This window comes from Streptomyces sp. NBC_00273, from assembly GCF_036178145.1.
Classification (GTDB): Bacteria; Actinomycetota; Actinomycetes; order Streptomycetales; family Streptomycetaceae; genus Streptomyces.
The window spans coordinates 9,230,674-9,241,951 of record NZ_CP108067.1 but is presented as its reverse complement, the minus strand read 5'-3'; the positions used below and the strand labels follow the sequence as shown (position 1 = coordinate 9,241,951).

12 protein-coding genes are annotated in these 11,278 nt (G+C 71.9%); 10 read left to right on the top strand and 2 right to left on the bottom strand.

Annotation, left to right across the window (positions count from 1 at the left end):
- Positions 1–8: 8 nt before the first annotated feature.
- The 8 genes from OG386_RS41450 (at position 9) to OG386_RS41415 (ending at position 6,863) form a co-directional block, all read left to right on the top strand.
- Entirely contained in the window at positions 9–425 is a 417-nt protein-coding gene (locus tag OG386_RS41450; RefSeq protein WP_328792479.1) for a cytidine deaminase family protein, read from the top strand.
- Positions 426–450: 25 nt separating this feature from the next.
- Positions 451–1,068 (top strand): HAD family hydrolase, encoded by a 618-nt coding sequence (locus OG386_RS41445; RefSeq protein ID WP_328792478.1) that lies wholly within the window; start codon positions 451–453, stop codon positions 1,066–1,068.
- A gap of 136 nt (positions 1,069–1,204) precedes the next feature.
- Positions 1,205–1,486, top strand: a complete 282-nt coding sequence (locus OG386_RS41440; protein ID WP_328792477.1) for a hypothetical protein — start codon at positions 1,205–1,207, stop codon at positions 1,484–1,486.
- Between the two features lie 116 nt (positions 1,487–1,602).
- Positions 1,603–2,103 carry a GNAT family N-acetyltransferase gene (locus OG386_RS41435; RefSeq protein ID WP_328792476.1) on the top strand — a complete coding sequence of 167 codons (501 nt, stop codon included), beginning with the start codon at positions 1,603–1,605 and terminating at the stop codon, positions 2,101–2,103.
- A 283-nt stretch (positions 2,104–2,386) separates the two neighbouring features.
- Positions 2,387–2,800 carry a hypothetical protein gene (locus OG386_RS41430; RefSeq protein WP_328792475.1) on the top strand — a complete coding sequence of 138 codons (414 nt, stop codon included), beginning with the start codon at positions 2,387–2,389 and terminating at the stop codon, positions 2,798–2,800.
- A 361-nt stretch (positions 2,801–3,161) separates the two neighbouring features.
- Positions 3,162–3,713 carry a (2Fe-2S)-binding protein gene (locus OG386_RS41425; protein ID WP_328793540.1) on the top strand — a complete coding sequence of 184 codons (552 nt, stop codon included), beginning with the start codon at positions 3,162–3,164 and terminating at the stop codon, positions 3,711–3,713.
- Entirely contained in the window at positions 3,710–4,717 is a 1,008-nt protein-coding gene (locus tag OG386_RS41420; RefSeq protein ID WP_328792474.1) for an FAD binding domain-containing protein, read from the top strand. Before OG386_RS41425 ends, OG386_RS41420 begins: the two co-directional genes overlap by 4 nt.
- A 40-nt stretch (positions 4,718–4,757) precedes the next feature.
- Entirely contained in the window at positions 4,758–6,863 is a 2,106-nt protein-coding gene (locus tag OG386_RS41415; protein WP_328792473.1) for a xanthine dehydrogenase family protein molybdopterin-binding subunit, read from the top strand.
- A gap of 22 nt (positions 6,864–6,885) precedes the next feature.
- Here OG386_RS41415 and OG386_RS41410 read toward each other — a convergent pair whose 3' ends face one another.
- Both OG386_RS41410 and OG386_RS41405 read right to left on the bottom strand, forming a co-directional pair.
- Positions 6,886–7,719, bottom strand: coding sequence for a PIG-L family deacetylase (locus OG386_RS41410; RefSeq protein WP_328792472.1), 834 nt, complete (start codon positions 7,717–7,719; stop codon positions 6,886–6,888).
- A 524-nt stretch (positions 7,720–8,243) separates the two neighbouring features.
- Complete coding sequence (locus tag OG386_RS41405; protein ID WP_328792471.1) at positions 8,244–8,744, bottom strand: hypothetical protein; 501 nt, start codon at positions 8,742–8,744, stop codon at positions 8,244–8,246.
- Positions 8,745–9,063: 319 nt separating this feature from the next.
- On the opposite strand from OG386_RS41405, the gene OG386_RS41400 reads away from it, so the two are divergent.
- Both OG386_RS41400 and OG386_RS41395 read left to right on the top strand, forming a co-directional pair.
- Positions 9,064–10,593: an adenosine deaminase family protein gene (locus OG386_RS41400; protein WP_328792470.1), complete on the top strand. Its 1,530-nt coding sequence runs from the start codon at positions 9,064–9,066 to the stop codon at positions 10,591–10,593.
- Positions 10,594–10,683: 90 nt separating this feature from the next.
- Positions 10,684–11,172, top strand: a complete 489-nt coding sequence (locus OG386_RS41395; protein WP_328792469.1) for a DUF4265 domain-containing protein — start codon at positions 10,684–10,686, stop codon at positions 11,170–11,172.
- The last annotated feature ends 106 nt before the right edge of the window (positions 11,173–11,278 follow it).

Below are 11,278 nucleotides of genomic sequence, written 5' to 3'. Positions count from 1 at the left end.
CAGAGCCGATGACCACCGCGCATCCCCACCCCGTCGACCACGAACTCATCCGGGCCGCAACCCACGTCGCGCGCACCCGATGCCACGGCGACAACCACACCGTGGCGGCCGCGGCCCGCGCCCGCGACGGCCGGATCATCACCGCGGTGAACGCGTACCACTTCACCGGCGGTCCCTGCGCCGAGCTGGTCCTCATCGGCACCGCGGCCGCCCAGGGCGCGTACGTACTGGACACGATCGTCGCCGTGGGCGACCGCGACCGGGGGATCCTTCCCCCGTGCGGCCGATGCCGCCAGGTCCTCCTCGACTACTTCCCCGCCATCGAGGTCGTCGTCGCCGTGGGTGACCACCCCCGGACCCTCTCCATCACCGACCTGCTCCCGGAGGGCTACGTCTGGGCCGACCACCAACTCGACCCGGCATGAACCCCGGTCTGACAGGATCTGGATCATGAGTGATGCACCCTTTGACGCCGTGCTCTGCGACTTCGACGGAGTCCTGCGCCTGTGGGATCCCGATGGGATGGCCGCGCTCGACCGGAAGTCCGGACTGGCCGAGGGCACTCTCGCGTCAGCCGCGTTCCGCCCCGAGCTCCTGGACGCCGCCGTCACCGGTCGGATCAGTGACGAGCAGTGGCGCCGGCGCGTCGCGGAGGATCTTGCCGAGGTCTGCGGCTCGGCGGCCCGTGCTCAGGATCTCGTCAGCGGCTGGGCGGCCCTGACCGGCAGCATCGATGGGGCCGTCCTGGAGATCCTGACCTCGATCCGCAGCCGGGTGCCGGTGGTTCTGGTCTCGAACGCAACCACCCGGCTGGAGGCCGACCTCTCCGCGCTGGGACTGGCCGACGCGTTCGACGCGGTCGTCAACACCGCCCGCGCGGGGGTCGCCAAACCCGATCACCGGGTCTTCGAGGCCGCGGCAGGGGCGGTGGGAGTGGAGCTGCGTCGGTGCCTCTTCATCGACGACACGCCCGGCCACGTCGCGGCGGCACGGGCGGCAGGGCTGACCGGAATCCATTACCGGCATGTCGACCAACTGCGGAACGCGACCGCGGCGCTGCGAACGTGACCGTGACCGTGACCGTGACCGTGACCGGGTAAACGGGTGGACGGGCGCCTCGGCAGGATCGAAGATGTCCGGCATGACGACATGAAGAGCACCGGCCCGGTGGCAGCATTGGCGCAAGGTCGGGACCTGGGAAACGGTGCCCGAAGGGGACCGCCGCGTCTGCGCCGCCTGCGGGACGCCCGTCCGCTCGTACCAGTACCGCTTCTACCCGCCCGAGTCCGACCTGTTCGAGCGGTACATCGGATTCGCCTGGTGCTCGGGGTGCCGGATCTACTCCGGGAACATGGTGTACGTCCACCGGAAGCAGGTCCTCGTCGACGCCCTCGCCCCGCTCCCCTGCGCACAACGAGAACGGATCGCCCGTTCGGAAACCCGGTTGATCGAGTTCCTGGACCGCCGGCTCCGGGACGACCGCTGACCTCAGCAGGACTTCGGCGTGGCCGAGGCGCTCGCCGACGTGCTCTGGACTCCACGGGGACCCGGCCGGCCGAAAATCCCAGGTGGTGGCGGTGACCGGTCTCGTACAGTGCGGTGATGTCTACCGTACGAGTGATGACCGAAGCCGATGTCGCGGCCGTCTCAGAGATTCGGGTGACCGGCTGGCAGGCCGCGTATGCCGGGATCGTGCCCCAGGCCTACCTCGATCGCATGACGGTCGAAGCCGATGCGCACCGGCGCCGCCAGTACTTCACGAAGCCGGACAAGACCACGATCGACCTGGTGGCGGTGGACGCCCGGGGCGCAGTGGTGGGTTGGGCGTGCCTCGGGCCCTCGCGTACGGCTGCGGGTGAGCTCTACGCCCTGTACGTTCGGCCCTCGCTCATCGGTACCGGCATCGGTCGCACGCTCCTGCGGGCCGTACACGCCAACGCTGCGGCGCACGGCTTCGGTTCGGTCCTGCTGTGGGTACTCACCGACAACACCCGGGCGCGTCGGTTCTACGAACGAGCCGGCTACGTCGCTGACGGTGCGGTCCAGGCCGACGACTACGACGGAGTGTCCCTCCCCGAGGTCCGTTACCGGGTCGCCTTGTAGAGCGGGGTACGACCGGGAGACGGTGCGGCGGCAGTGGCCGGATTGCGGGCTGGACAGTCGGCAGGAGCCGCCGGAGCATGGCGCGCAGGTGCCAGGCCTCTCCAGGGGAAGGACCGTCAGGATGAACGTGGACGACGGGGAATCGGGCGGCCGGTGGCCTTGGCGGCGGTCGCCCGCGAACGGCGACCCGGAACCGGCGGGGCCGGTGGGAGCCGGCCGCCCCGGTGCGCCGGGAGGACTCCCCCACCAGCCGATTCCACCCGGCGCTCGAATGCCGGACGCCGTGCGGAACCTCCGTGTACTGATGATGGTCCTGGGCGGGATGCAGGCCCTCCTCGGAATCGCCCTGGTGACCAACAGCGTGGCCGTCGCCACGTCCATCTGGGGCGACGGTGACGCCTCCACTGCGTGTTGCACCACGCCGGGCGAGGACCGTGCCGGGATGGTCGTGTTCGTCGGCTTACTCGTCCTCGCGGTCTCCGCTTGGGGTGTCACCACCGCACTCAAGTTCCCCACGCGCCATCGGAACCTGCGCGTGTCCGCCGTCGCCTACGGGTGGACGGCCCTGCCCTTCAGCTGGGCGTTCTTCCAGGTGATCCCCCTCCTGGGATTCGCCTGGCTCGTGCCGGCGGTCCTGGCGATCGCCCGCCCGAACCAGCCGGAAAGCCGCGCCTGGTTCAACCTTCGGTCCCCGTGACACGGGGTGCAGCACGACCGCGGCTCCGGAACGCGGAGCTCGTTCAGCCCGGCCGCCCTTCGGGCCACCGCGTCACTCCTGGCACGCACGGGCCCACGAGCCCACGAGCCCACGAGGTCGACGGTGCTGGTGCGCCGCGGTGCGCAGCACGGCGTGCCGCGGGCACGACGGGCGCGGCCGGTCGGCCGGTCGCGGTCCCAGCCCTGTCGGCGGCCTGCCGGATCGGCCCGCCGCCCGGGCCCACCGCCCCACCCCCATGCACCCGCTTGCCCCACAGGGGAGGTGTGAGATCCGTCCCGGCCGGTTATCCGAGGGAGGTCTATCGATATTCCTGGACAAAGGGGCAGCAGTGGCGCATCCAATGCAGGAGACCCGCTCCAGCGTCGGGCTGCACGTGAACGGCCAGCGGTACGAGCTCGACGTGGACCACCGGGTCACCCTCCTGGACCTGCTGCGGGAGCACCTCGGCCTGACCGGCGCCAAGAAGGGCTGCGACCACGGCCAGTGCGGCGCCTGCACCGTCCTGGTCGGCGGCCGGCGGGCCAACAGCTGCCTCCTGCTCGCCGTCGCCCACGACGGCGCCCGGGTCACCACCGTGGAGGGGCTGGGCGGCGACGGAAACGGCGGCCTGCACCCGTTGCAGGAGGCCTTCGTGGAACGGGACGCCTTCCAGTGCGGCTATTGCACGCCCGGCCAGCTCTGCTCCGCCGCCGGCCTGCTCGCCGAGGCGGCCGCCGACCCCGGGACCGCGGACCTCAGCCGCTCCGGGATCGCCGAGGCGATGAGCGGCAACCTGTGCCGCTGTGGCGCGTACCCCCGCATCGTGGACGCCGTACAGGACGTGGCCGCAGCCTCGCGGGCCACGACCCCGGCCCCGGCCCGGACTCCCGGTGACGGACGGGTGGTCGCGTGAAGCCGTTCGCGTACGTGCGCGCCACGAATCTCCCCGAGGCCATCGCCGCCCACGGCGCGCGGCCCGGCTCCCGCTACCTCGGCGGCGGCACCAATCTCGTGGACCTCATGAAGCTCGGGGTCGAAGCCCCCGACACCCTCGTCGACCTCGCCGGCCTGCCGCTCGGCACCGTCGAGGAGACCGCGGACGGCGGCCTGCGGATCGGCTCCGGGGTACGGGGCAGCGACCTCGCGCTCCACCCCCTCGTCCGCACCCGCTACCCCGTCCTGTCCCAGGCGCTCCTGGCCGGCGCCTCGGCCCAGCTGCGCAATGTCGCCACCACCGGCGGAAACCTGCTCCAGCGCACCCGCTGTCCCTACTTCCAGGACGTGGCCAAACCCTGCAACAAGCGGGAGCCCGGCACCGGCTGCGGCGCCCGCGACGGAGTCCACCGGGACCACGCCGTCCTCGGCCACTCCCCGCAGTGCATCGCCACCCACCCGTCCGACATGGCGGTGGCACTCGTCGCGCTCGACGCGGCCATCGAGCTCCAGGGCCCCGACGGCGCACGTACCGTGCCCGCGACCGCTTTCCACCGGCTGCCGGGCGACCACCCCGAACGGGACACCGTCATCGAGCCCGGCGAGATCGTCACGGCGGTCACGCTCCCGCCGGACCGCGCCGGCCTCCCGATGCGCTACCGCAAGGCCCGCGACCGCGCCTCGTACGCCTTCGCGCTCGTCTCCGTCGCCGCCGTGCTCGACGTCTCCGGGGGACGCGTCCGCCATGTCGCGCTCGCCTTCGGCGGGCTCGCCCACCGCCCCTGGCGCGCGACCGCCGCCGAGGAACGGCTACGGGGCGCCGCGCCCACCGAGAGCGCCGTGCGCGAGGCCGTCGAGGCCGAGCTCGCCCCGGCGGAGCCGCTGCACGACAACGCCTTCAAGGTCCACCTCGCCCGCGGCCTCGCCCGCGACGTGCTCAGCTCCCTTTCCGGGAGTCCCCTCTCCCGCGGCTCCCGTTCCTGAAGACGTTCCTCCGCCCCGCCCCCGATCGCGAGGACCCGCCATGGAATCCAGCCCCGCCGCCCCGGCGCCCTCCCTCGGCCGTCCCGCCACCCGTCTGGAGGGCCGGGAGAAGGTCACGGGAAAGGCCCGTTATGCGGCGGAGTACGCCCTGCCGGACCGGGCGTACGCATGGCCGGTGCCCGCCACCGTGGCCCGCGGACGCGTCACCGCCGTCGACACCGCCGGCGCGCTGGCGCTGCCCGACGTCCTCGACGTCCTCACGCCCTTCGACGCGCCCCGGCTGGGCTCCTGCGACGACCCCACCCTCCGCGTGCTGCAGGACCTCGAAGTACCCCACCGCGGCTGGTACGTGGCCCTGGCCGTGGCCGAGACCCCAGAGGCCGCCCGGGCCGCGGCCGCGGCCGTACGCGTCCACTACGACGCCGAGCCCCACGACACCGTGCTGCACACCGGCCACCCGGCCGCCTACACCCCCGAGCAGGTCAACGGCGGCTATCCGGCCCACCGCGAGACGGGCGACGCAGCCGCCGCGTTCGCCGCAGCGCCGGTGCGCGTGGACTGCGCGTACTCCGTACCGCCGCTGCACAACCACCCGATGGAGCCACATGCCGCCACCGCCCACTGGGACGCCGACGCCGGCACCCTCACCGTGTACGACTCCAGCCAGGGGTCCGGACTCGTACGCTCCACCCTGGCCTCCCTCTTCGGGCTGCCCGCGGAACGCGTCACGGTGGTCTCCGAACACGTCGGCGGTGCCTTCGGCTGCAAGGGGACCCCCCGCCCACACGTCGTCCTCGCCGTCATGGCCGCACTGCACACCGGCCGTCCCGTCACCCTCGCCCTGCCCCGGCGCCACCTCGCAGCCGTCGTCGGACACCGCGCGCCCACCCTGCACCGCGTGCGCCTGGGCGCCCGTACGGACGGCACGCTCACCGCCGTCGCCCACGAGGTCACCACCCACACCTCCCGCGTCCGGGAGTTCGTCGAACAGGCCGCCGTCCCCGCCCGCGTCATGTACGCCGCGCCCGCCCTCCTCACCACCCACCGCGTCGTGCCCCTCGACGTGCCCACGCCCTCCTGGATGCGGGCGCCCGGCGAGAGTCCCGGCATGTACGCGCTGGAGTCGGCCATGGACGAGCTGGCCTGCGCCCTCGGCATCGACCCGGTCGAGCTGCGCGTCCGCAACGAGCCCCGGGCAGAACCCGACAGCGGCCACCCGTTCAGCAGCCGCCACCTGGTGGAATGCCTGCGCGAGGGGGCCGCCCGGTTCGACTGGGCCGCGCACCGCACGCCGCGCCAGGACGGCCCGCTGCTGATCGGCACCGGGGTCGCCGCCGCCACCTACCCGGTGTACGTCGCGCCCTCCTCGGCGCGGGCGCACGCCCTCCCCGACGGTACGTACCTCGTGCAGACCAACGCCACGGACCTCGGCACCGGCGCCCGTACGGTCCTGGCGCAGATCGCCGCCGACGCGCTGCGGGTCGCCCCGGACCGGGTGGCGGTGGAGATCGGGCACTCCTCGCTGCCGCAGGGCTCGGTGGCCGGCGGCTCGGCCGGTACGGCCTCCTGGGGCTGGGCGGTCCACGACGCCTGCACGAGCCTGCTCGCCCTGCTCGCCCGCCGCTCCGGCCCGATCCCGGAGGCCGGAGTGTCCGTCCCCGCCGATACGACGGCCTCCGCCAAGCAGAAGTCCCCGTACGCCAGGCACGCGTTCGGCGCCCACTTCGCGGAGGTGCAGGCCGACGCCGTCACGGGCGAGGTCCGGGTCCGCAGGCTCCTGGGCGTCTTCGCCGCGGGACGCATCCTGAACCCGCTCACCGCCCGCTCCCAGTTCGTCGGCGGCATGGTGATGGGCCTGGGCATGGCCCTCACCGAACACAGCACCGTGGACCCGGCTTTCGGGGACTTCACCCAGAACGACCTCGCCTCCTACCACGTCCCCGCCCACGCCGACGTGCCCGACATCGAGGTGCACTGGCTGGACGAGCACGACAAGCACCTCAACCCGGTGGGCGGCAAGGGCATCGGTGAGATCGGCATCGTCGGCACCGCGGCAGCCATCGGCAATGCCTTCCACCACGCGACCGGCTGCCGGATCCGCGAACTCCCCCTCACCCCGGACCGCGTCCTGGCTGCCCTCGGCTGAGGAGGACCGGTCGGACGGAGGATCAGCGCAGTCCGGCGAAGAGATCGTTCTCGGGTACGGCCGCGCCGGTGGAGTCCTTGACGCGTACGAAGGTCTCCATGCCCATCAACTCGCCGAACCTCTCCTTGCCCATCTTGAGGAAGAAGATGTTCTCGCCCTGACTGGCGTGTGCGGCCAGCGCGTCGAACTTCTGACCGCTGTACGCGGTGGTGTCCACCCACGTGCTGATCTCGTCGTCGGGGAGGCCGATCTCGGCCATCGCGGCGGCCTCGGCGGGATCCGGCTCCGGCATCTCCTCATGGAACTCGCGCATGATCTCCCCGAACCGCTGCATCCCCGAGCGGGGCATCGTCGTCCAATACACCTTCGGTGTCAGCTCGGTCATCTCCAACGCCGCCATCGTGATGCGGTGGGCCTGGATGTGGTCGGGATGGCCGTAGAAGCCGTTCTCGTCGTAAGTGACGACCACGTCGGGTCGGTAGTGCCGCATGAGTTCCGCGAGTCGAACGGCGCCTTCCTCCACGGAGGTCTGCCAGAAGGACCCGGGAGCGTCGTTGCTCGGCCAGCCCATCATCCCGGAGTCGGCGTAGTCCAGCACTTCCAGATCGCTGATCTTCAGGACGTCACAGCTCGCCTCGAGTTCTTGACGGCGCATCAAGGCGACGGCCGCCGGATCGTGCTCGGGATCGCCCGGCTTGGCCCCACCCGGTCCGTCGCCGCAACGGCCGTCGGTACACGTCACGAGAACCGTGCGGATGCCTTCTGCCGCGTACCGCGCGAGGACCCCTCCGGTTCCGGTGGCCTCGTCGTCGGGGTGGGCGTGCACTGCCATGAGCGTCAAGGGCCGGTCAGCCACGAAACAATCCTCCTGAGGAAGTACTTCTGGGTCCGAGTGCGCGGCGGGCGCACCGCGATGTTGGAGGGCCGGATCCTGGTGGGGCGGACGACCTCGTGGTCGCCGTGCTCCCCGCCCGTGCGGCGCCGGTCCCTCGATCAATGCAACCGCGCCGACCGGCCCGGCTGTTCCCGGCCCTGCCGCTCAGCCTTCCAGACAGCCACCGTCCTGGCCCGCCCGGGCGGCCCCGTCGATCGCCCGGGGAAGGGCTGGAAAGCGCTGTGCCGGCTGAGCTGCTTGTGGGAGGTACGACGTCCGGCAGCTGACCGTAGCCGGGGAGTCACCCGCGCCGGCAACATGCGTTCGGCCCGGGCCCGGCGCGGGGCGGTGGACTCGGTGGCAGTGTTCTGGCCTGTGCGCGGGCAGCCTTGATCGGGGCGGGCATATCGTCCGACGCTGCCCCGGCCCGGCGAGCGCCCCTCGGATTTCGTCGCCCAGGCCGATGACTCCGGGCAAGGAAGTGACACGCACCTGACCAGGACTGGCTACCAGTGCCAGGTCACACTGCCGTCGGCGTTGGTCTCCTCGCGAACCGTCTCGGCGTGATGCTTCCAGACCGGTATCTCCCTCTCGGCGGTCGCACGGAGCCAGTCGGTGAAGGACGAGCAGCTGGGAACAGGAACGTCTGCATGATCGCCTTCGGAGTACGACCAGACTTCGGGGTCAGGTCCGGTGCCTCGCATGAACTCGAACTGATATCCCTGGTGCATGGAGAAGACACGGTCGGTGGCCTCGAAGTGGAAGGACGATTCGTTCTCTTCGAGAAGCTCGCGGGCAGCCGTCCCCAGGCCAAGGATGCGGGGGTGGTAAACGTCTGTCCCCTGCATGAAACGCCCTGCGCCACCGCCAATCAGGGAGAGGAATTCTCGGTAGGCGGCTGCCATCGGAGCTTGTTGATCACGCTCGACAGCCAGGACGGCCCCGGCCGGCAGGCCCTGAAGCTGATCGAGGCGGGCGGTGGTGCCGTTGGTGATCGCCTCGACCACAGCCCGCACCCGCTGCTCCGGCGTCAGCAGACCGGCTTCATCCCATGTCGCCGGCCACTGTTGCGTCGGCAGAGGTACCGCTGGGCTCGCGTCTCGACTTCGCTTCCACGGCATCGGGCACCCCAACTCTGTCTGTGATCACGAGCTTACGTGAGCTCCGAGCCGACTCCGGCTCCGATGTTCATGCCAGCGCCCACTCAGGTGGTGGGTGCGGTCCCCGTTGGAAGGAACGATCCTCTGCGGGGCCTCACGGGTGACGCAGGAAGGCTCTCGGCACGGCCTACCGCCGTGTGGTGGTGCCCTTCACCACCATGTGCCCGTGATCCCATCCCACTTGATCGGTGCACTCTCCGCCCTCGCCCTGCTCGCGCCCGCCTCCGCGTACGCGGCCTCCGCCCCCGCCTCCGTCGCGCCCCCGGCCGCCGGGCCGGGCCGGCCCGGGGACTTCTTCGCCGACCTCCCCAAGGGTGGTGACCTGCACAACCACCTGTCCGGAGCGGTCACCACCGAGTTCCTCATCGAACTCGCCGCCGGGGACGGCCTGTGCATCACCACCGACACCACCACGGCGGTGCCCCCGCCGTGCGGTGCCGGCACCCGGCCCGCCACCGACGCCGTCACCGACGCGGCCTTCCGCCAGCAGGTGATCCGGGCCTGGTCGATGCAGGACTTCCCGGCGGACGGCAACGGCCACGACCACTTCTTCGCGACCTTCGGGAAGTTCGGCGAGGTGACCTGGCGGCACCCGGGCCGGATGCTCGCGCAGGTCGCGGGCTCCGCCGCCCGGCAGAACCAGTTCTACCTGGAGACCATGATCTCCCCGGCCTCCGGCCAGGCCCGTGAGCTCGCCGACCGGGTCGGCTACGACGCCGACCTGGACCGCATGCACGACGAGCTCCTCGCCGGCGGGGGCCTGGACGCGGTCGTCCGGCAGGCGCGCGCCGACGCCGACGGCACCGACGTCGAGTTCCGCGGCGCCGCGCACTGTGACACCCCGCAGCCCGACGCCGCGTGCTCGCTGCCGTACAGGTGGATCTCCCAGGTCGCCCGCGCCGGCACCCCGGAACGGGTGTTCACCCAGATGGCGCTCGGCATGCGGCTGGCCGAACGCGACCCGCGCTTCGTCGCCGTCAACCTGGTGCAGCCCGAGGACGACCCGGTCGCCCTGCGCGACTACCGCCTGCACATGCGGATGCTGAACTACCTCAAGACCCAGTACCCGAAGGCGCACATCACCCTGCACGCGGGCGAGCTGGTGCCCGGCCTGGTCAAGCCGGAGGACCTCACCTTCCACATCAGGGAGGCCGCCCAGACCGGCCGCGCCGAGCGGATCGGGCACGGCGTGTCCGTCCTGCACGAGGACCGCTGGGAGTCGCTCATGCGCTACATGGCCGAGCGGCGCATCGCCGTCGAGGTCCCCTTCCACAGCAACGAGCAGATCCTGCGCGTCTCCGGCGACGCGCACCCCTTCGCCACCTACCGCCGCCACGGCGTGCCGGTCGTCCTCGCCACCGACGACCCGGGCGTGTCCCGGATCGAGATCACCGACGAGTACCGCAGGGCGGCGGAGGTGTACGGACTCGGCTACCCGGAGCTGAAGGATCTGGCCCGGGCCTCCCTGGAACACTCGTTCCTGCCCGGCCGGGGCCTGTGGAACCGTGACGTCCGTACCGGCTACCGTCCGACGGGGGCGTGCGCCAAGGAGCAGCAGGGCGCCGAGCACCCGAGCGAGCGGTGCGCCCGGTTCCTGGCCGCCAGCCCGAAGGCACAGGTCGAGTGGCGGCAGGAGGCGGCCTTCCAGCGCTTCGAGGCCGATCACGCCCGCGCCACCCGACCCGGCTCCCACTGATCCCGGGACCTGGGCGGAGCCGGCCCGCGGCCCTTCACGGGCGCGGTCCGGCCCGCACGCCCGGTCCGCGGTGTCATCGACGATCGGCGCATGATGGCTGTCATGGAGAACGCGGTCGAGAAGATCAAGGTGTGGTTCCGGTTCGTCCCGCGCGAGGGGTGGTTCCCGCAGGACACCGAGGGCCTGTGGGCGATGAAGCTCGGGGATGACACCGCGAGCGTGGAGAACTGCCCCTTCCTGCAGGACGGGGTGGCCGAGGGGGATGTGGTGCGGTACCGGACCGACGCCGACGGCCTCCACTGGGCCGTCGGGCGGGTCAGTTCCTCCGGCAACTGCACCATCCGTGTGCTGCCCGTACCCACCGGCCCCCTGGGCCGCAGCCCGCAGGCGGTGCACCAGCGCCTGTCGGAGTTCGGGCTCGGCGGCGAGGTCTTCAGCGCGGACTTCCCCATGCTGGCCCTGACCGCGCCGGCCGGCGCGGACTTCGCCGGGATCAAGGCCCTCCTGGACCGGGGGCGGGACGAAGGGTGGTGGCACTACGAGGTCGGCTGCGGCACGGACGCATGGTGGAACGCCTGACCGCCGCGGCCTGACCGTCGCCTCATCCTCATCCTCATCCTCATCCTGACCGCCGCCGCCCGAGCCTCCCGCCCGCAATCCCCCTCAGGAGTGACCCCGACCTGTT

Excerpts from the sequence above, each read along its gene's own strand:
- OG386_RS41450 (WP_328792479.1), top strand. The coding sequence starts at position 9 with ATGACCACCGCGCATCCCCACCCCGTCGACCACGAACTCATCCGGGCC.
- OG386_RS41445 (WP_328792478.1), top strand. The coding sequence starts at position 451 with ATGAGTGATGCACCCTTTGACGCCGTGCTCTGCGACTTCGACGGAGTC.
- OG386_RS41435 (WP_328792476.1), top strand. The coding sequence starts at position 1,603 with ATGTCTACCGTACGAGTGATGACCGAAGCCGATGTCGCGGCCGTCTCA.
- OG386_RS41425 (WP_328793540.1), top strand. The coding sequence starts at position 3,162 with ATGCAGGAGACCCGCTCCAGCGTCGGGCTGCACGTGAACGGCCAGCGG.
- OG386_RS41415 (WP_328792473.1), top strand. The coding sequence starts at position 4,758 with ATGGAATCCAGCCCCGCCGCCCCGGCGCCCTCCCTCGGCCGTCCCGCC.
- OG386_RS41395 (WP_328792469.1), top strand. The coding sequence starts at position 10,684 with ATGATGGCTGTCATGGAGAACGCGGTCGAGAAGATCAAGGTGTGGTTC.